Annotated in this window: 19 protein-coding genes; 12 read left to right on the top strand and 7 right to left on the bottom strand. The window is 72.6% G+C overall.

Annotation, left to right across the window (positions count from 1 at the left end; translation table 11 throughout):
• Window positions 1-3 precede the first annotated feature (3 nt).
• Both ACIBVP_RS03825 and ACIBVP_RS03830 read left to right on the top strand, forming a co-directional pair.
• Window positions 4-354 (top strand): hypothetical protein, encoded by a 351-nt coding sequence (locus ACIBVP_RS03825; RefSeq protein WP_396104414.1) that lies wholly within the window; start codon window positions 4-6, stop codon window positions 352-354.
• Entirely contained in the window at window positions 351-1,157 is an 807-nt protein-coding gene (locus ACIBVP_RS03830; protein ID WP_396104415.1) for a hypothetical protein, read from the top strand. Before ACIBVP_RS03825 ends, ACIBVP_RS03830 begins: the two co-directional genes overlap by 4 nt.
• Here ACIBVP_RS03830 and ACIBVP_RS03835 read toward each other — a convergent pair.
• Entirely contained in the window at window positions 1,154-2,203 is a 1,050-nt protein-coding gene (locus ACIBVP_RS03835; RefSeq protein ID WP_396104416.1) for a hypothetical protein, read from the bottom strand. The genes ACIBVP_RS03830 and ACIBVP_RS03835 overlap by 4 nt on opposite strands.
• Window positions 2,204-2,268: 65 nt before the next feature.
• Between ACIBVP_RS03835 and ACIBVP_RS03840 the strand changes: the two genes are divergently transcribed.
• On the top strand, window positions 2,269-3,279 hold the full coding sequence (locus ACIBVP_RS03840) for a DUF5937 family protein (RefSeq protein WP_396104417.1): 1,011 nt from the start codon (window positions 2,269-2,271) through the stop codon (window positions 3,277-3,279).
• Here ACIBVP_RS03840 and ACIBVP_RS03845 read toward each other — a convergent pair.
• Entirely contained in the window at window positions 3,255-3,665 is a 411-nt protein-coding gene (locus tag ACIBVP_RS03845) for a hypothetical protein (protein WP_396104418.1), read from the bottom strand. The genes ACIBVP_RS03840 and ACIBVP_RS03845 overlap by 25 nt on opposite strands.
• Here ACIBVP_RS03845 and ACIBVP_RS03850 point away from each other — a divergent pair.
• From ACIBVP_RS03850 to ACIBVP_RS03860, 3 genes are read left to right on the top strand one after another with little or no spacing between them, the layout of a single operon-like run.
• Window positions 3,664-4,068 carry a hypothetical protein gene (locus ACIBVP_RS03850; protein WP_396104419.1) on the top strand — a complete coding sequence of 135 codons (405 nt, stop codon included), beginning with the start codon at window positions 3,664-3,666 and terminating at the stop codon, window positions 4,066-4,068. The two genes, ACIBVP_RS03845 and ACIBVP_RS03850, sit on opposite strands and share 2 nt — an antisense overlap.
• Window positions 4,065-4,673: a ClpP family protease gene (locus ACIBVP_RS03855; RefSeq protein WP_396104420.1), complete on the top strand. Its 609-nt coding sequence runs from the start codon at window positions 4,065-4,067 to the stop codon at window positions 4,671-4,673. Before ACIBVP_RS03850 ends, ACIBVP_RS03855 begins: the two co-directional genes overlap by 4 nt.
• Complete coding sequence (locus tag ACIBVP_RS03860) at window positions 4,670-5,260, top strand: ClpP family protease (protein ID WP_396104421.1); 591 nt, start codon at window positions 4,670-4,672, stop codon at window positions 5,258-5,260. Before ACIBVP_RS03855 ends, ACIBVP_RS03860 begins: the two co-directional genes overlap by 4 nt.
• Here the strand turns inward: ACIBVP_RS03860 and ACIBVP_RS03865 are convergent, their stop codons facing one another.
• Window positions 5,261-5,608 (bottom strand): helix-turn-helix domain-containing protein, encoded by a 348-nt coding sequence (locus ACIBVP_RS03865; RefSeq protein ID WP_396104422.1) that lies wholly within the window; start codon window positions 5,606-5,608, stop codon window positions 5,261-5,263.
• A 165-nt stretch (window positions 5,609-5,773) separates the two neighbouring features.
• Between ACIBVP_RS03865 and ACIBVP_RS03870 the strand changes: the two genes are divergently transcribed.
• Window positions 5,774-6,079 (top strand): hypothetical protein, encoded by a 306-nt coding sequence (locus ACIBVP_RS03870; protein WP_396104423.1) that lies wholly within the window; start codon window positions 5,774-5,776, stop codon window positions 6,077-6,079.
• 3 nt (window positions 6,080-6,082) lie between these two features.
• Here the strand turns inward: ACIBVP_RS03870 and ACIBVP_RS03875 are convergent, their stop codons facing one another.
• The 3 genes from ACIBVP_RS03875 to ACIBVP_RS03885 all read right to left on the bottom strand — a co-directional run bounded on the left by ACIBVP_RS03875 (window position 6,083) and on the right by ACIBVP_RS03885 (window position 12,076).
• Window positions 6,083-6,469, bottom strand: a complete 387-nt coding sequence (locus tag ACIBVP_RS03875) for a hypothetical protein (protein WP_396104424.1) — start codon at window positions 6,467-6,469, stop codon at window positions 6,083-6,085.
• Window positions 6,470-6,488: 19 nt separating this feature from the next.
• Window positions 6,489-7,640, bottom strand: a complete 1,152-nt coding sequence (locus ACIBVP_RS03880; protein ID WP_396104425.1) for a hypothetical protein — start codon at window positions 7,638-7,640, stop codon at window positions 6,489-6,491.
• 95 nt (window positions 7,641-7,735) lie between these two features.
• The gene (locus ACIBVP_RS03885) at window positions 7,736-12,076 is read right to left on the bottom strand and encodes a protein kinase (RefSeq protein WP_396104426.1); all 4,341 of its coding nucleotides are present in this window, start codon (window positions 12,074-12,076) and stop codon (window positions 7,736-7,738) included.
• Window positions 12,077-12,319: 243 nt separating this feature from the next.
• Between ACIBVP_RS03885 and ACIBVP_RS03890 the strand changes: the two genes are divergently transcribed.
• The 5 genes from ACIBVP_RS03890 to ACIBVP_RS03910 are packed head-to-tail and all read left to right on the top strand — an operon-like array spanning window position 12,320 to window position 17,879.
• Window positions 12,320-13,456 carry a serine/threonine-protein kinase gene (locus tag ACIBVP_RS03890; protein WP_396104427.1) on the top strand — a complete coding sequence of 379 codons (1,137 nt, stop codon included), beginning with the start codon at window positions 12,320-12,322 and terminating at the stop codon, window positions 13,454-13,456.
• Between the two features lie 40 nt (window positions 13,457-13,496).
• Window positions 13,497-14,303, top strand: a complete 807-nt coding sequence (locus tag ACIBVP_RS03895; protein ID WP_396104428.1) for a hypothetical protein — start codon at window positions 13,497-13,499, stop codon at window positions 14,301-14,303.
• A complete protein-coding gene (locus tag ACIBVP_RS03900) occupies window positions 14,303-15,418 on the top strand; it encodes a hypothetical protein (protein ID WP_396104429.1) in 1,116 nt (371 codons plus the stop codon). Before ACIBVP_RS03895 ends, ACIBVP_RS03900 begins: the two co-directional genes overlap by 1 nt.
• Window positions 15,415-16,998 (top strand): substrate-binding domain-containing protein, encoded by a 1,584-nt coding sequence (locus tag ACIBVP_RS03905; RefSeq protein WP_396104430.1) that lies wholly within the window; start codon window positions 15,415-15,417, stop codon window positions 16,996-16,998. Before ACIBVP_RS03900 ends, ACIBVP_RS03905 begins: the two co-directional genes overlap by 4 nt.
• 41 nt (window positions 16,999-17,039) lie before the next feature.
• Window positions 17,040-17,879: a hypothetical protein gene (locus ACIBVP_RS03910; protein ID WP_396104431.1), complete on the top strand. Its 840-nt coding sequence runs from the start codon at window positions 17,040-17,042 to the stop codon at window positions 17,877-17,879.
• Here ACIBVP_RS03910 and ACIBVP_RS03915 read toward each other — a convergent pair.
• Window positions 17,860-19,182, bottom strand: a complete 1,323-nt coding sequence (locus tag ACIBVP_RS03915; RefSeq protein WP_396104432.1) for a protein kinase — start codon at window positions 19,180-19,182, stop codon at window positions 17,860-17,862. The two genes, ACIBVP_RS03910 and ACIBVP_RS03915, sit on opposite strands and share 20 nt — an antisense overlap.
• Window positions 19,183-19,320 lie beyond the last annotated feature (138 nt).

Genomic DNA, 19,320 nt, shown 5'->3' on the forward strand with positions numbered 1-19,320 from the left:
TCGATGCCCGGCTACACGGTCATCACACAGGCCGTCCGCGACGAGGCACCCAAGTGGGACGGGTTCGCCGAGCACATGGCGTCGGTCGTGCGCGAGGTCCAGGGCGCGACGCTCGGCGACACCGCCTTCTTCGTCGGCGACCCGGTCACCCTCCCCATCCGCATGCTCGACGCGACGGTGCACGCGCGGGTCTACGAGAAGTACCGGTCGTTCATGGAGGGCGTGCTCGCCGAGGCCCAGACGGAGTTCGGGCAGATCGCCGACGCCGTCGTCAAGATCGCGGAGACCTACGAACGGCAGGAGGAGATCGGCGAGCTGAGCCTGCGGGAGATCTACGGGGAGATGGAGAAGTGACGCTCAAACCGCTCCCGGCGGACGGTCCGGACTGGACGGACGCGTTCGAGAACGGCTTCCGGCAGATGAACGAGGGCGTCCAGATCGTCGTCGACCGCTTCGCGGGCGTCGTCCGCTACATCTACGAGCACCGGTACCAGTTCGCCCCGGTGCTCTTCCTGGTCAAGAAGCACCTCGCCACGTTGAAGGCGGGCATCGACCAGATCGTGAAGCTCGTGCAGTACGTCGTCGAGCACCACGTGCCGGTGCTGTCGCTGATCGTGCAGAGCTTCCGCTGGATCACGCTGGTGCAGACGCCGGTGTCGGACCTGTCCGCGAAGGTGAAGGAGCCGCGCAACCCCGACCTCGCGCACTGGAGCGGCACCGGCGCGAGCGTGTACCAGCAGAAGATCGGCGTGCAGAAGGACGCCATCGACGCGGTCACGAAGAAGGCCGCGTTCATCAGCGAGTGGCTGATGAAGATCGCGACGACCAACGTGGCGTACGTGGTGAAGCTGGCGCAGACCGTGGTCGAGGTCGGCGCGAAGTTCCTGGTGGTCACGGTGGAGGGCGCGACGATCGTCGGGATCGCGTTCGCCATGGACCGGCTCGCCGAGGCGGTGGAGAAGCTCATCGCCGAGGGCGTCAAACACCTCGTCGGCCTCGGCGACGAGTTCATGGCGGTGGTCGCCAACGTCCGCGACATCGTCAGCCAGGTCGGTGACCACACGGTGCTGTCGGCGGGCCGGTGGCCCCAGGCGGTGTACGAGCAGGTGGCGCCTTTCGGACCCGTGCGGGGCGAGCAGAGCCTCGGTCTCGGCTAGCTCGGTGACTCGATCAGGTCCGCCGCCAGGTGGACCGAGGCCAGCGCGTCCTCGTCGCCGGTGCGTTCGTACGACTCGACCGCGGTGTCGGCGAACTTGAGGACGTGTTCGTCGCGGTGGTCGGTGGCGCGGTCCAGCAGGGTGGCCGCCGGGTCGGCGGTGTTCAGCAACGCGGCCGGGCGGTCGGCGGGTGGGCCCGCGTAGGTGACGGTGATCGCCGCCGCGGCGGCCCACGCGGCCACCAGGCTCGGACGCCATACCGCCTTGGGCAGCACGGGCAGGCAGTGCAGGACCGCGTTCGGGGCGGTCGCCGTGTGCACCAGCAGTACCGGCGAGTCCCGGCCCACGCGCAGGTACCGCACGGTCGCCGCGTCGACGAGGGCCGCGAGTGCCGCGGGCACGTCGTCGTCGGCGGCGGGCACCGGCAGCGCCGCGACGGCGGCGGGCCACGCGGGCATCGCCGCGAGACGCGTGAGCCGGTGGGCGATGAACCCGCCGCGGTCCGGCAGCTCGGGCAGCGCCGCCAGTGCCTCGGTGGGGCCGGACGCCGGTGCGCCCGCGCCCTCCACGGGAACCGGGCGCCACCTGCCCGCCCAGAACGCGAGCCCGTTCGCCAGCTCGTCCAGTGCCTGCGGGCTGGTGGCGCCCCGCAGCGTGCGGACCGCGTGCCCGACGCGGATGACGCCGTGCGTCGAGCCGGCGGCGATGCCCGGCAGCAGCCGCGGCCACCACGTGGCGAGCGTGTCCTGCCACGGCCGGGCCCGCAGCTCCTCCCGGAAGTACGCGGTCCAGTCGGGCATCCGCCGCGCGTCGCCGAGTGCCGCGCGCCAGTCGGTGATCCGCGCCGCCGGCTTCGGCAGGTCGGCCAGCCTGCGCACGTAGCCGTCGAGCCACCGGTCGACGTCCACCGGCAGGCCGCGGCGCACGATCACCTCGGCCGCCATCGGGCCGTGGTTGGTCAGGCCGTGGTTGCCTTCCTCGTCGCCGCCGAACTCGGGGCCGTGGTCGTGCAGCCGTTCGTAGGCCGCCAGCAGCGTCTCGCTCATGGCGCCGACGATGGCACCGGCCCCGGCCGCTGGCCGACGATTAGGCACAGGGCTAATCTCCGGGCGTGATCGAGCTGGAGTTCACCCCGGCCGACTACCGGCGGATCCGGTTCGCGTTCTCGCCGGTCGCCGAGGCCGTGACGAGCCTGCGTGCGCTGTCGGCAGGCCGCCGCACCGGGGTCCACGGCCCGTGGCTCACGACCGTCGGCGCCCGGCTGGACGCCGTGGACATGCCCCTGCTGACCGCCCTGGTCCGCCCGGCCGGGTACGTGCCGGACTTCCTGCTGCCCACACCGGAAGGCCGCACCGACGACCTCGACACCGGCCTCGACCGGATCGCGGGCACGGACGTCGACGTCGTGACGCACGAGCTGGCCCATCTCGCCCAGCACGAGGTCGCCCAGCGGGGACCGGGCGTCGACCAGCGTGCCGCGCTGATGCGGGACCTGCTCGCCGACCCGGCCCGGGCCGTCGAGCGGATCGTCACCGAGCTGCGGCGCTACTGGCAGGCCGCGATCGCACCACACTGGCCCCGGGTGCACGCGCTGCTGCAGGCCGACCTCGCCCACCGGCTCGACGAACTGGCGGCGGGCGGCGTCGCCGGGCTCTTCGCCACGCTGCACCCGTCGGTGGCCATGCGCGGTGACCTGCTGACGGTCGTCAAGTACTACGACGGCCGCGCGCGGCTGCGGGAACGCGGGCTGCTGCTCGTGCCGTGCGCGTTCGTGTGGCCGGACGTCCTGGTCGGCACCGCCGACCCGAGGCCCAGCCTCACGTACTCACCGCGTGGGATCGGACGGCTGTGGGAGTCGGCGCCCGACGTCACCGAGACGCCGCTCGCCGGGGTCGTCGGCCGCACCAGGGCCGCGATCCTCGCGCTGCTGGAGCTGCCGATGTCCACCACGCAGCTCGCCGCCCAGCTCGCGCTCGCCGCGCCGACGCTCAACGCGCACCTGAAGTCGTTGCAGGGCGCGGGAATCCTGACCTCCCGCCGGGACGGGCGGGCGGTGCTGTACCGGCGCACCACACTCGGCGACCACCTCGTGGCAGGTCAGGACTCCAGCGCCCCGAGGTAGCCCACCAGCACCCGCTTCAGCTCCTCGACCCAGCGTTCGCGGTCCGTCGCGGTCGCCGACACGATCGTGCCCAGCAGCGACCCGAAGATCTGCGTGGCGACCACGGCGGTCCTGTGCAGGTCGTCGTCCGCCAGGTCGGGCAGCCGGACGCGGATCACCTCGGCGATGCGGCCCGCGACCGCCGCGTGCAGGCGGGTCGCCGGTGCGGCGAGGTGGTCGGGCATGTCGGCGGCCGTGAAGATCGTCTTGAAGCCGGGGTTCGCCACGTTGACCTCGATCATCGGGCGGACCATGCGGTCGACCAGCCCCGGCAGGGGAAGGGACGCGAGGCCGGTGTCGAACGCCTTGGCGTGCGCGTGGGCGACCGTGCTGAACCTGCTGTCCATGGGCGTGATGGTCGGCGTGCTGGTGTGGGTGTTCCAGAACGGCAACCTGTCCGGGCTGCTCGGGTTCACCGCGACCGGCACGCTCGAGTCGAGCATCCCGATCCTCATGTTCTGCATCGTCTACGGGCTGTCGATGGCCGTCGCGGTGCTGGTGGACGCGGTGCTGATCCGCGGGGTGCTGCTGCCCGCGTTCGTCCGGCTCGCCGGGTCGGCCAACTGGTGGGCCCCGCGGTCGTTGCGGCGGGTGCACGAACGGTTCGGCATCTCCGAGGCCGCGCCGCCGGTCGAACGGCGGCTCGCCACGACTCCCTGGACATCCGGTGTCACGCTGCTGTGGGCGGATCCGCTCACAGCAGCGACGGCGGCGGGCCGTGCCGCCGGCGCGGCATCGTCGGAGTCATGACGAACGACAACGGGGCGCCGCTGTTCGACCACCGGCTGCGGGAGAGGTACTTCAGCCAGCGCGTGCTGGTGCTCGACGGCGTGCTCGACGACGACAACGGGACGGTGCTCGCGACGCAGATGCTCTCGCTCGCGAGCGAGGACCCCAAGAAGGACATCGCGCTGTGGATCCACTCGCCCGGCGGCTCGGTGCCCTCGATGCTGGCGATCCGGGACGTGATGCGGCTCGTGCCGTGCGACGTGTCGACGCTCGCGCTCGGGCTGGCGTGCAGTGCGGGCCAGTTCCTGCTGTCCGCGGGCACGCCCGGCAAGCGGTTCGCGCTGCCGCACGCCCGCATCCTGATGCACCAGGGCTCGTCGGGCATCGGCGGGTCCGCGGTGGAGGTGGAGGTCCAGGCCGACGACCTGCGGTACACGAGGGACACCGTGCTGGGCCTCATCGCGGAGGACACCGGCCAGCCCGTGGACCGGATCTTCACCGACTCGCTGCACGACCGCTGGTTCACCGCGACCCAGGCGCAGGAGTACGGCTTCATCGACCACATCGTCGCGAGCCTCGGGCAGGTCGTGCCGGTGCGCACTCACGAACTGGGGTTGTCGGCATGAGCACCTACACCATTCCCAACGTCATCGCCCGCGTCCCGGGCGGCGAGCGGATCATGGACGTCTACTCGCACCTGCTGTCGTCCCGGATCGTGTACCTCGGCACGCCGATCGACTCCGGGGTGGCGAACGCGCTGATCGCGCAGCTGCTGCACCTGGAGGCGGAGAACCCGGAACAGCAGATCGACCTCTACATCAACTCCGAGGGCGGCGACCCGTCGGCGGCCCTGGCCCTGTACGACACCATGCGGTACATCAAGGCCCCGGTCGCGACCACGTGCGTCGGCCAGGCGGTGGCGGCCGCCGCCGTGCTGCTGGCGGCCGGCGAGTCGGGTCGGCGTGCCGTGCTGCCGCACACGAGGGTCGTGCTGCACCAGCCCGCCGCTCAGGGCCGGGGCACGATCCCGGACCTGATCCTGCAGGCGGACGAGGTGGTCCGGGTGCGCAACCAGCTGGAGGAGATCCTGTCGGCGCACACCGGTCGCAGCACGACCGACCTGCGCCACGACACCGACCGCGACCGCGTGTTCGACGCCGTGGACGCCGTGGCCTACGGCCTGGCCGACCACGTGCTGGACCAGCGGCCCTGATCAGGCGGCCATCAGCACCGGGCCGCTGGGGCGCGTGGTGGGGCGTGTGGTGGCGGCGCGCTGCCGCCGCACGTCGCTCGCGATCCCGATCAGCAGGTCAGCCAGGTCGAGCCCCAGCGCCCCCGCCACCGCGGCGATCATCTCGCTCGACGGTTCCTTGCGGCCGCGCTCGATCTCGGACAGGTACTGCGGTGAGATACCCGCCTTCTCCGCCACGTCGACGAGGCGTTCGTGGTGTTCCTCCCGCGTGGTGCGCAGACGTGGGCCGAGGACCTCCCGCCACAGCGGGTCGGGGCCGCGTTCCGGCTCCGGCTCGGGCCTCCGGTGGAAGGGAAGGATGTCCGCCATGAGGCCATCCTGACATCGCGGGCGGTGCGTGGAGCAGCGGTTACGCTCCGGGCAGAACGCCCGCGCCGCTCCTGACAATAACTGGACAGTGTCGCCCGAACGGCCGTAACGACCCCGCGAACAGGCCGATCATCCTGTCATCACCTCGGATGGGGGCGACTCGACATGGTGAGTTTTCGTGAGCCGGCGAGCATCAGCTACCAACGGCGGTACGGGGTCGATCCCGTGCTGGAACCCCTGGGTGTGCCGCGTGTCAGGGGCGCGACCGCCTACGTCATCGCGTGCGGGATGGGCTCGAAGGTGGTGTTCATCCGCTGGTACGGCAGGGACGTCGAGGACGCGCGGCAGTCGTTCCGCGTGTGGCTCGGCCAGACGTGGCAGACGCTGACCACCGACTTCACCGGTCAGGGCGTGCAGAACGGCATGGACTTCAAACCGGGCCGCATCGAATGGTTCAACATCACCGAATGAGAGTCACCGGCGCACCCAGTTGATCGGCACCTCGTCCGGCTCGTCCTCGTCCGGCACCGCGGCGGGCTGGGGCGCGGCGGTGCCGGGGCCCTCGGCTGCCTGCTCAGTGGCCTGCTCGACGGCCCCGAACAGTTCCGCGTGCCGTTCCCTCGCCTCCTCGAGCCCGGCCATGACCCGCTCGCGGTAGGCGGGCACCGCGAACATGTCGGACGGTCGCATGCTGCCGTTCTTCAGCTGCTCGCCCATTTCCCGCCACACCGGGTCGGGGTGTGCGGCGAGCATGTCGTACAGGGCCGACCGCCTGCCCGCCGGGGTGGCGAGCCGCTTGCCCAGGTCGGTGTTCGCCATCAGGTCCAGGTACCGCTCCGGACCGTGCCGTGGTTCGCTCATGCCGGAATCCTTTGCCGGGTCAGGGAAGTTGCGCGATCGCGGAGCCGTCGTCGGCCACCTCGGGCGGTTTCGGCAGGAACGCGTCGGAGGCGTTGAGCTGCCCGAAACCGTTGAGGCTCGCCTGCACCCCGCTCATGAGGTCGTTGGTCAGCTGGTAGACGTCCGCCAACCCGTTGATGAGGTTGGTGATCGTGTACGCCTCGTACACGGCGACCCCGCCGCCGACGACCAGGCCGACACCGGTGGCCGCGGTGGCGGCGCCACCGGCGACGGCCGCCGCGAACACGATCGCGGCGTCCACCAGGTTCGAGATGATGCTGCCGACCGTCGACGAGAAGTCCTTCGCGCCCTGCGCTGCCCGCTCGTACTCGGCGGCGATCTCCTCGAGCACGCCCGCGGCGTCCGGCAGCACCGCGCAGACCTCGGCGAGGAAGAACTCGCAGGAGTCGGCGGCGTTGCCGGTCCACACGGCGGGCACGCCCGCTCGCCCGTGGTGGAGGTTCGTCTGCAGCTGGCGGGCGGCGTCGGCGACGTTCCGGAAGACGTCGACGCAGCCGCGGAACCCGGCCCAGTCACCGATCGCCGGCTTGAGCAGCAGCTCGTACGGGTCGTACGCCCGGTCCAGCCAGCCGATGGCGGCGAGGGCCTCGGTGGCCGCCAGGATGGCGCCGCGCCCGATCGAGGCGAGCGAGATGTAGTCGGCCCAGGTCGGTTCCCACCGCCACGCGCCCTCCGCGGCGTAGTCGGGTGGCGCCGTCAGGCTTTCCTGCGGGTCCACCATCTCGCCGAACCTGCCGTACTGGTCGACGGCCTGGTTCTGGAACCGCGTGTCGCTGCCCTGCGCGACCGGCGGCGAGGTCTCGTAGCCGATGAGCCCGGCGTCGTAGCTCTCCGCGCCGGCGGCGTCGGTGGTCTCGTAGTAGTCGGCGGAGGCGAGGATCTCGCGTTCCGCCGCCTCCAGCGTGTAGGTGCTCAGGTCGGCGAACCAGGTCCTGCTGTCCGCGACCAGGGTGTCGTGCGCCCCGCTCAGCTGGTTGAGCCAGCCCTCACCGCCCTGCAGGCCGGTGTGGTCGAAGATGTGGCTCTGGCACGCGTCGGCGTGCCCGGCCTGCTTGCCGACGAGCTTGCCGAAGTCACGGATGTCGGCGGGCGAGGCCTGGAAGTCGGTCACGCGGTGCTCCCGGTCGTCTGGTCACGATCCCCTTCGTGCGGGGACCAGCCTCCCGGCCGCGCTTTCCTCGTGCTTTCGTTCCCGTGCAAGCGGGCTCAGCACTGGGGCACGAAGTCCACGTCCGGCGCGAACTGGCGCCATTCGTCGTCGTCGAGAGGGTCGAGGCGGGCGCACACGTCGGCGAGCGCCTTCTCCGGGTCCGCGTCCCACGTCGCGATGAGACCACCCGCACCGGTGCCGACGAGGGTGCCGTCGGGGAGGAAGCGGATCGCCTGGATGTCGCCGGGTTCGCGCAGTGCCGCCTGCACCGTGTGGTCGGCGACGTCCCAGATCAGGGGGGTGCCGTCCCAGCCAGCGCTCGCGAGGCGGGTGCCGTCCGGTGAGAACGACACCGTGATCGGGCGGTCCGTGTGTTCGGTGAGGGCGGGCCCGACCTGCTCGCCCTTGTCCGGATCCCACAACCGGACCGTGTTGTCCCAGCCGCTGGTGGCGAGCAGACGGCCGTGCGGCTGGAACGCGATGTCCTGCACGGTGTCGATGTGCCCGGTCATCTCCTCGCCGATCCGGTCGCCGGAAGCGGTGTCCCACAACATGATCCGCCCGTGGAGCGTGCCCGTGGCGAGGCGGTCGCCGCCGGGACTGAACGCGAGGCTCCACACCGCCTTGGTGTCGTCGCCGGTCTCCCACAGCTCGCGCTGGTCTCCGCTGTCCGCGTCCACCAGCAGCAGGGCGCTGCTCTTGGCGGCCCGGTCGGTGCTCACCGCCAGCGTGTCGCCGTCGGGCGACCACGTCACCGCGATCGCGGTGACGTCGGGATACGTGGCCACCTCGTCGCCGCCGACCGTCCGGATCTCCAGGCCCTCCCCGCACGGCACCGCGATCCGCTCGCCGTCCGGCGCGACCGCGAGCGGGCCCACCGCACCGTTGTCGCAGCGCATCGTCGGGCCGGTGGCCTCGCTCGTCGCCGTGTCGAACGTGGTCACCGTGCCCTCGGTGTCGCCGAACGCGACCACCGTGCCGTCGCGGCTGAGGTCGCTGTACGCGGCCCGGCCCGACGCCGCGGGCAGCGACGTCCGCCACAGCACGATGTTGCCGTCACCGCTCGCGACCGCGAGCACCCGGTCGTCCGGGCTGAACGCGACCCCGAACGTGTCGTCGTCGCTGGCACGCATGGGTTCGCCGATCTGCTGGCCCGTCGCGAGGTACCACAGGCGCACCGTGCGATCCTCGCTCGTCGACGCCAGCACGTGCCCGTTCTTGCCGAACGCCAGGTCCTGGATGGTGTTGTTGTGGCCGGTGAGCGCCTCGCCGACGCGGTCGCCGGTCGCGATGTCGAAGCGGCCGATCGCGATGCCGTCGCGGCACGCGACCTGCTCGAACTCCGGGTCGTACGCGAGGAACAGGCACGGGCTCGCCGTGGTGATGGTGCGCACCTGCTCCTGCGTCGCCGCGTTCCACACCCGGATCGTGCCGTCCGGGCCACTGGTGAGGATCCGCTCGCCGTCGGCGGTGAACAGGACGCTGGTGACGATGTCGTCGTGGCCGGCGAGCGGCCGCCCGAGCCGCCGTCCGCTGCCCACGTCCCACAGTTGCGGGGTCCCGTGCGACGACACGACCGTCCTGCCGTCGGGGCTGAACGCGACCGCCACGACGGGCGCGCCGTGCTCGATGCGCTCGCGCACCTCACCGGTCTCGGCGTCGAGCAGGTACAGCGACTCGTCGGTACTGCCGACCGCGAGCCGCCTGCCGTCCGGGGAGAACTCGACCGCGTTGACCGCCTCACCCGGCTCGAACAGGACCCGGCCCTCGCGGGTCGCCATGTCCCACACCCGTATCGTGCCGTCGATCCCGCCGCTGACGAGCCGGTCGCCGTCCGGGCTGAACGCCACCGACTGCACCGGCCCCTCGTGCCCGGACAGCATGGTGTCGAGCCGCTGGTTCTCCGTCGCCAGCAACGCCTCCCGCGCCTGCCTGGTCGGCGCGCGGCGCCACGCGGCGGCGGCGAGCAGCTGCGACTGCCTCGGCCACGTGTCCGCCGCCTGCTCGGCGAGCGTGGCGAGGCGGCGGGACTCGGCCTCGGCGAGCCGGTCGTCGGCCACCTCCGTCTGGTAGTAGGCGACGACGGACGCCACCAGCGACGCGACGAGCAGCACGGCGAGCGCGGCGATGGCGGTCCGCAGCCTGCGGGTGCCGCGGCGCTGTTCCCGTTCGCTCGCACGCAGGAACTCCTGCTGCGGCTGGGTGGGCGGGTGGTGCGCGGCCCAGTCGAGCGCGGCGGCGAGCCGGGCGCCCCGGTACAGGTCGCCGCGGTCGCGTCCGCTCTCCACCCAGTTCGCGGCCGACTCGTCGAGCCGTTGGCGCAGCAGGAGGTCCTGCCGTTCCACGTCGACCCACGCGCGGAGCCGTGGCCACGCGGTGAGCAGCGCGTCGTGCGCGAGCCGCACCCCGTCGTCGTCCGCGGTGACCAGGCGGGCGTCGACGAGGCCGGTGACCGCCCGTTCGTCCAGTTCACCGCGGGCGGCCGTGCGCCGGGTCAGGCCGCCGTCGGGCAGCACTCGCACGAGCCGTAGCAGCGTCGCCCGCAGCACGTCCTGGTGGTGGGGGTGGAGGCGGCCGTACAGCTGGTCCGCGGTGACCGCGACGGCCCGGTCGACGCCGCCGGTCGCCTGGTAGCCGCGCAACGTCAGCACGTTGCCCCACCGGTTCCGCCACGTGGCGCGCAGCGCGTGGGCGAGCCGCGGCAGCGCGCCCTGCGCGAAACCGGAGCCGTCGCGGGCGCCCACGTCGCCGATCAACCGGTCGGCGAGGCCGTCCTCGAGCACCAGCCCGGCGCGGGCCGCGGGGAGCGTGATCACCTCGCGCAACGCGGCCGCGCCGAGCGGGCCGACGACGAACGGGCTGTCGAGCGCGGTCCGCAACGGTTCCAGCGCGATGCAGTCCGGCACGTAGTCGGCCCGGACCGCCACGATCACCAGCGCGGGCCACGCGTGGGCGAGCGCGGTCGCGAACGCCACCCGCTCCGGCCCGCCCGCACCGTCGGTGAACAGCTGCTCGAACTGGTCGACGACGATGACGGGCCGCGCGCCGTCGCGGGCCGCGTGCTCCGCCGCCGCCCGCACCTGCTGCCCGAACCGCGCGGGATCGTGCCGGATGGTGGCGGCGAGCGCGCCGGGGTCGACCTGGACCACCCCGGCGAGCCGGGCCGCGAGCGTGTCGACGGGCCGGTCGCCGGGGGTGAGCACCACGCGGGGCCAGCGGCTGCGGCCGAGGTCGTGCGCGGCCGTGTCCAGCGCCGGGAGCAGCCCGGCGACCAGCAGCGACGACTTGCCGCTGCCGGAGGCGCCGACCACGACCAGCGGGCCGCCGGTGCCGAGCTGACCGGAGAGCCGCACCAGCAGGTCGCTGGTCTCACCGTCGCGGCCGAAGAACCAGTCCGCGTCGCCGGTGCCGAAGCTGCGCAGACCCGGGTAGGGGCAGACGCCGCCGGACTGGTCGGCCGGTGTGGTCGGGTCACCGCCCCGGCGTGCCGCGGTCGTGACGATCGCTCGCATGATCACCTGCTGGCCGGGCTGCGCGGGGTCGCCGTGCGGCAGGGCCACGGCCGGTGTCGTGCGGTCCTCGGCCTGCCGCAGCGCGGCGTGGGCGGCGGCCATCAGCTGGCCCGCGGTCGCGTACCGGCGCCGGGGGTCCTTGTCCATACCGGTGGCGACGACGAGGTCCAGCGCGGGCGGCACGGCGGGCTGGTACGTCGATGGCGCGGCGGGCACGGAGTTGAGCTGGGCGGCGAGCTTCGCGGCCGGGTCGGCGGCGGGGAACGGCACGTGCCCGGTGAGGCATTCGTAGAGCACGCACGCGAGCGAGTAGACGTCGGCCGCGCCGGTGACGTCGAGCCCGCGCAGCTGTTCCGGCGCGATGTAGTCGAGCGAGCCGACGTAGCCGCCGGTCACCGTCATCCTGGTGGCCTCGGGGTCCAGCGGCCGGGCGATGCCGAAGTCGGTGAGGTGGGCGTCCTCGTCGGGGCCGACGAGGATGTTGGACGGCTTGACGTCGCGGTGCACGATCCCGGCGGTGTGCGCGGTGTCCAGCGCCTGCGCGACCTGGGTGAGCAGCGCGAGCGCGCGGGGCGGTGTCATGGGCGCGCCGCCGAGGACCCGCTTGAGGTCGGCGCCCTCGACGAGCCGCATGGCCACGTAGAGTCGGGAGTCGCCGCTGTCGGTGCCGGTGTCGAGCACCTCGACGATGTGCGGGTCGTGCAGGCTCGCGGCGATGCCCGCCTCGCGGCGCAGGCGGTCCGCGTGGTGCCGGCCCGCTTCGGCGGGGAGGACCTTGATCGCCACCGCCTGGTCGTCGGCGGTGTCGATGGCGCGGTACACCTCGCCCATCCCGCCTCTGCCGAGCAAGCCTTCGAGCCGGTATCGCCCACCGAGCAGCGTCACGCGCAGGACGTTACTTGCCTGGCACGGCGTTCCGGGCGAGAACGGTCGGATTCGACCACGGGAAGGTGGCGCGTCCGGCGGAGCGGATGCCGTGCCGGCTCGGGACGCGTCTCCTAATAGGCCGGGAACGCCGAATTCGCGGGTGATGAAGAATCGCTACCGAAATGCACATCCTGGCCCGCCGCGCCGGTGCCACACGTACGATTCCGACGTCCTGACCCGCACTTCGCGATGGGGTGATCGGTGACCGACGTCGTTGGTCCCTACGAGCTGGCCCAGTTGATCGGACGTGGTGGCATGGGCGAGGTCTGGCTCGCCCACGACTCCCGCAACGACCGCGAGGTCGCGATCAAACTGCTGGCCAGGCAGGCGCTGACCGACCCTGAGCTGGCCGAACGGTTCCGCCGGGAATGCAAGCTCGCCGGTCAGATCCGGCATTCGCACATCCTGCCGGTGTGGGACTACTCGGTGGACGGGCGGCCGTACATCGTGATGCCGTACATCGAGGACGGGACCGATCTCGCGACAATTCTGAAAAAGGGGCCAATCGAACCTGAACGTGCGGTGAACATTGTCCGACAAGTCGCCTCGGCATTGGACGCGGCGCACAGAAAAGGACTCCGCCACCGCGACGTCAAGCCGTCGAACGTCATGGTCGAACCGGACGGCGACGACGAACAGGTGCTGTTGTTCGACTGGGGCATCGCCCAGCCGATCGACACCTCGGGCGCACCACCGGTGACCAGGCTCGACCAACTGGTCGGCACCCCGGCCTACATCGCACCGGAACGGCTCGGCGACCGGATCACGCCCGACCACCGCGCGGACGTCTACTCGCTCGCCGTGGTGCTGTACGAGTGCCTCGCCGGCGGCAAGCCGTTCGACGGCGAGGACATGGCGATCCTGACCGCGCAGGTGCTGCGCGACCCGCCGCCGCTGCCGGACCACCTGCCCGCCGCGCTGCGCGACGTGGTGGCGAAGGGACTCGCGAAGGACCCGGAGAAGCGCTGGCAGACCGCGGGAGAGATGGCCGCGGCGGCCCGCGCGGCACTCGCCCGGTCGGTGACCCCACCGGCCGGGGTGCCCCAGCCCGTCAGGACACCGCCGCCCACACCCCCGGTCAACACGCCCGCGGCGCCCGTCGTGGCGGTGCCCGCCAACGGACCGCGGATCGCCGCGACCGGGTTCGGTGGTGCGGCCGTCGCCTTCGCGCTGTTCCTCACCGGGGTCGTGGACGCGGGAGCGTTCTGGCTGCTGCTCCCACTGCTCGCGGCGGGCGGCGCGCTGGTCGGGTTCGGGCTGTGGGGGCCGAGGCGGGCAGCGGTGCGGCCCGGCGACCCGACCCTCGATCCGGGAGGGTTCCCGAAGCCGGGTCCGTAGCGTGGCACACATCGAAACGTTGAGACACAAGAAGGTCGGCATGACAGAGGGCATGTATCCGCTCGGTCGGCTCACCCCCAGCCTCGTGCGGCAGGAGCCGCTGTTCGCGGGGGCGGCGGCACCGGCGGGCACGTTGTTCGTCCTCGGGGACACCGGCGGGTACGCGGCGGCCGCGGTGGCCGGGCGTTCGCTGGTGCTCGGGCGGAACGCACCGGACGTGCACGTCGCGATCGGCGGCGAGGACGGCTACGTCAGCAGGGAACACGCGACGCTGCGGTGCGTCGCGCACGGCACCGGCACCCGCTGGGTGCTGCGCAACGGCGGCAAGCTGCCGATCCGGTTGCCGGACACGGCGCCGCTGCTGCGGTCGCACGAGGCGCCGCTGCCGGTGGGCTACACCCCGCTCTACATCCAGGGCTCACAGCTGCACGTGGTGGAGGTGCTCGTCGCTGACGGGCACCGGCACCGCGGCGGGGTGTCTCCGGAGACCAGCACCGGCAACCTCCGCCTCCCGCTCACCCGCCGCGAGTGGCTGGTGCTGGTGGCCATGTTCTCCACCGTGCTCGGCCGTGAGGACCAGGCGCTCCCGTTGTCCTGGAACGAGACCGGCAAGCTGCTGAACACGGTGCCCGGCCAGTCCGGGTGGAACGACCGCAAGGCCGAGGCCGTCGTCGACGGGGTCCGGCACCGGCTCACCGCGGCCGGGATCGAGCGGCTGACCCGCGAGACCGCGCCCGCCGAGGCCCTCAAGACCAACCTGGCGCGGGTGCTCGTCGACACCGGCACGCTGCTGCCGGAGGACCTGCTGGTGCTCGAGACCGGCATCGACGGGTACGCGGACCGGTGATGGCGAGATCACGCGCCGGCTTCACCGGCATCCGGATCGTGGCGCTCGTCGTGGGCGTCGTGCTGATCATCGTCGCGGCGGTCGTCGTCACGAGGTACCGGGGCGGCGCGGCGAGTGGTTGCGCCGCCGCCGTGCCGGTGCGTGGCGTGATCGGGTCGGAGAAGGAGGCCTTCTTCGACGACGACCGCGTCACGGCGCGGCTCGAGTGCCTCGGCTACGCGGTCGAGGTCGACTCCCGCGGCTCGCGCGAGATGCTCGACAGCCTCGCCCGCGCCGACAACGGGTACGCGTTCGCGTTCCCGTCCAGCACGCCGACCGCGCAGAAGATCGAGCGGACGCTGAAGGTCGGCGAACGGATGCCGCTGTTCTCCACGCCGATGGCGGTCGCGACGTTCCGTCCGATCGTCGCCGTGCTCACCCGCGCGGGCGTGGTGGAGAAGGCGTCCGACGGCACCGACGTCCTCGACATCGCCGCGCTGCTCGACCTGGCGCGGCGCGGGGTCACGTGGGACCGGCTGGCGAACAACGTCGAGTACCCGGCGCGCAAGACGGTGCTGCTGTCCACCACGGACCCGCAGGACTCCAACTCGGCGATCATGTACCTGTCGATCGCCTCGCAGGTCGCGAACGGCGGCGCCATCGTGACCACGTCACAGCAGGTGGAGAAGGTGCTGCCGGACCTGTGCAGGCTGGTCTTCGACCAGGGCGACAAGCCGGAGACCAGCCAGGTGCTCTTCGACAACTACGTCGTCGACGGCGTGGGCCGCACTCCGATGGCGCTGGTGTACGAGTCGCAGTACGACACCACAGCGCCCGCGCCCGCGCTCGGCCCCGACAACGTGCTGATCTACCCGCGGCCCACCGTGTACTCGCGGCACACGCTGATCCCGCTCAACCAGGACGGCCGGGCCGTCGGCAAGGCGCTGCGCGACGACCCGGAGCTGGTGCGGCTCGCCCAGGAACACGGGTTCCGCCCGGAGAAGGCGACCGGGCAGCGGACGGCGAAGCGCGCCCGGCCGGTGGACGTCGTCGAGTCGCCGTCGTTCGAGGTGCTGGAGACGATGCTGTCCGCGCTCGCGCCGACGGCCGAGAACGCGGCGAGGTGCACACGGTGAGAAGGATCCTGGCCGTCCTGCTGGCGGTGGTGTTCGTCGCGGGCTGCACGAGCGAGGCGGAGCAGGCCCCGGCGGGGCCGCCGGTGACGTTGCGGGTGCTCGCCGGGTCGGAGCTGCGGGACATGGAACCGCTGCTCACCGAGGCGGCGAAGGCCACCGGGGTGACCGTCGAGATGAGCTACCTCGGCACGCTCGACGGCGCCGAGACGGTCGCGAGCGGCAACGCCGACGGCCGCTACGACGCGCTGTGGTTCTCCTCCACCCGCTACCTGCAGACCATCCCGGAGGCGAAGAAGCGGCTCGCGAGCACGAACCGGATCATGGGCTCGCCCGTGGTGCTCGGCGTGCGTGAACCGGTCGCGAAGCGGCTTGGCTGGGACGCCAAGGCGCCCACGTGGTCGCAGATCGCGGCCGCGGCGGAGAACGGCGAGTTCACCTTCGGCATGACCGACCCCGCCGCGTCGAACACCGGGTTCTCGGCGCTGGTGGCGGTCGCCGCGGCGCTCGACGGCACCGGCCGCGCGCTCGACGCCGCCGCCATCGACCGGATCGCGCCGCGCCTCACCGGGTTCTTCTCCGGACAGCGGGTGACGGCGGGCTCGTCGGAGTGGCTCGCGGGGTCGTTCGTGCGGCGCGCCACCGGCGAGGACCCGGGCGGCCCGATCGACGGGCTGGTGAACTACGAGTCCACGCTGCGGTCGCTCAACCGCGGCGGGCGGCTGCCGGAACCGCTGACGATCGTGTACCCGGCCGACGGCGTGATCAGCGCCGACTACCCGTTCACCCTGCTCGCGGGCGCCTCCGAGGACATCCGGCAGGGCTACGACCGGCTGGTGGACCACCTGCGGGCGGGGTCGACGCAGAACGCGATCGTCACCCGCACGGAACGGCGGGCGGTCGTGCCGAACGTGGCGCTGCCCGAGGACGCGCCGCGCGGGCTCGTGGAGCTGCCGTTCCCGGACACGCGCGCGGCGATCGACGCGTTGCTGGTGGCGTACTTCGACCGGCTGCGCACCCCGGCGCGCACCGTGTACGTGCTGGACACCTCGGGGTCGATGGCGGGGGAGCGGCTCGCGGCGCTGAAGACCGCGCTGACCGGGCTGACCGGCGTCGACACGTCGCTGTCCGGTCGGTACTGCCGGTTTCGCAGCCGCGAGGAGGTGATCCTGCTGCCGTTCGCGAGCAAGCCCGGCAGGCCGACGACCTACACGGTGTCCGCCGAGTCGCCGCAGTCGTCCCGCGACGCGATCCGCACGGCGATCAACCGTCTGCCCGCGCGGGGCGAGACGGCCGTGTACGACTCGCTCGTCGCGGCGTACGGCCTGTTCGACGACGCAGGCGAACGGTTCCCGAGCATCGTGCTGATGACTGACGGGGAGAGCAACGCGGGCCGGGCGTTGTCCGACTTCATGGCGTTCGCCGAGACCGCGCCGCACCCGGTGCGGGTGTTCCCGATCCTGTTCGGCGAGGCGGCCGAGCAGGAGATGCGCCAGGTGGCCACCGCGACGGGCGGTGAGCTGTGGGACGCGCGGGACGGTGACCTGGGCCGCGCCTTCTGCCAGATCCGCGGATACCAGTAGGCCCTAGTCGATCATGGCTTCCGCTCGATACGGTTGCGGGCATGGCGGGACGGGTCTGGTCGTGGCTCCTCGGTTTCGCACCGGTGCAGGAGGCGGTGCGCGGCGAGGTGCGGGCCGCGGTCGAACGCGTCATGGACGACACCGAGGAAGCCCAGTCCCGCCAGCGGAAACGGCACCGGGATGCGCTCGCCCGCACCGAACGTGAGCTGACCGACGTGCGGACCAAGCTCGCCGAGCTGACCGCCGCCAACACCGACCTGCTCGGCGCCAACGCGTCGCTGCGCGGTGAGGTCGCCGAGATGGCGGAGGCGGCGCAGCGCGAGGTCGTCGAGCGCGAGGAGTTCGCGCAGCGGCTCGTGCGCGAACAGGAGGCCGCGGCCGAACAGCAGTGGAACGGCGCCACCACCGACGTGTTCTGCTGCCAGTCCTGCTGGGCGTTCTGGTTCCTGTCCACCGCACCCGACCGGACCAGCTGCACGGTCCGCGGGCCGTTCGGCAGGCACGACGCCGCGTGCGGGGTGTGCGCGGAGCCGCTGGTCGCGCTGCCCGCGGCGAAGAGCGTGGTGCTCCGCAAGAACGCGGAGGACCGGGTCAGCAGGCCCGTGCTGGACGACGAGCCGCGCTCGGACATCGCGGTCGCGAACGCCGAGTTGGCCGCGGTCGCCGAGGGCGTCGCCAGGTTGCCGAAGGTCCCGAGCCGCACGGCCGCGTGGGTCGCCACCGGGCTGGTGGGCCTGCCGGACCTGCCGGCGAAGGTGCTCGGCGACATCGCCTCCCGCACCACGATGCCCGTGCCGATCGACGGGATCGTCGCGGGCATCCGCGCGTTCATCGAGGTGGGCGCGCCGAAGAAGCCGTCGGTCACGGCTCCCGGCAACTGACCCGCGGGACGCGCGGGTCGTCGCCGGAGCCGTTGAACCCGAACGCGGTCGACTCACCGGCCGGGATCGTGACGTTGTAGTCCTCGTTGGTGACGATCACGTCGCCGCCGTCGCGGGCGAGCCTGCCCTGCCACAGGCCGGCGATGTCCTCGCCGTCCGGCAGCGTCCAGCGCACCTCCCACCCGGTGAGCGGCCGGTCGCCGTCGTTGCGCACGACGACCCGCACCTGGAAGCCGCCCGGCCACGAGTTCACCACCTCGTAGGACGCGACACAGTCCTGGTCCGCCCGCGCGGTGGTGGTCGTGGCGGGTGTCGTCGACGCGGTGCCGCGCGGCTCCCCGTCGGCCAGCACCAAGCCGAGCACGACCCCGCCCGCCACCAGCGCGGACGCACCGACACCGACGAACACGCGCCGCCGCGACACCCTCGGCCGGTCGAGCAGGAGCGTCGACGTCCGCCCAGGTGGCACGGACACGGCCCGGCCCGAGGCGGCGGCCGCGAGCGCCTCGTGCGCGACCCGCATCGTCGGCCGTTCGGCGGGGTCGCGGCGCAGCAGCCACAACAGCAGGTCGGTCAGCGGCCCGGCCCTGCGCGGTGGGAGCACCGGATCGCGGGCCACCTTGTGCAGCAACGCGATCGCGTTGTCCTCCAGACCGAACGGCGGCGCGCCCTCGATCGCCGCGTACAGCGTGGCACCCAGCGAGAACACGTCCGACCGGGCGTCGGCCTCGGCGCCGTTGGCGACCTCGGGCGCCAGGTAGGCGGGGGTGCCCGCGAGGATGCCGGTCGCGGTCACCGACGCGAGCCCGGCGGCCCTGGACACGCCGAAGTCGGTGATCTTCGCGGTGCCGTCCTCGGTGAGCAGCACGTTGTCCGGCTTGACGTCCCGGTGCACCACCCCGTGCGCGTGCGCCTCGGCGAGCGCGGCCGCCACCTGCGCGCCGATCGCGGCCACCTCCCCGGGTGGCAGCCCACCACGCGTGGCCGCGACCTCGGCGAGGCTCTCCGCGGGCAGGTACTCCATGACCAGGCACGGGAGGCCGCCGTGCATGACGACGTCGTGCACCGCGATCGCGTTCGGGTGCCGCAACCGGGCCCCGATCCGGCCCTCCCGCATGGTCCGCGCGACGGCGTCACCCGCGACACCACCCGTGCCGTTACCGTCGGTGCCGACCCGCAGCTCCTTGATCGCGACGTCCCGCTGGAGCCGCTCGTCCCGGGCCAGCCACACGACACCCATCGCCCCACGCCCGACAACGGACACGACGCGGTAGCGGCCGGCGACCAGCTCACCCGGTTCCATCGCGCACAACCTAGCGCGCCAACGGGTTCGGCGGCACCGGTCACGCCTGTGACACTGCGCGCCCGACTTTCGCTTGACCGAAGAGAGTTCGGGAACCGTCCCGGCGTACCCGTCCGACTATGAGACTGGGACCGCCGG

This window comes from Actinophytocola sp. NPDC049390 (assembly GCF_044466355.1).
In the GTDB taxonomy this organism is placed as follows: Bacteria; Actinomycetota; Actinomycetes; order Mycobacteriales; family Pseudonocardiaceae; genus Actinophytocola.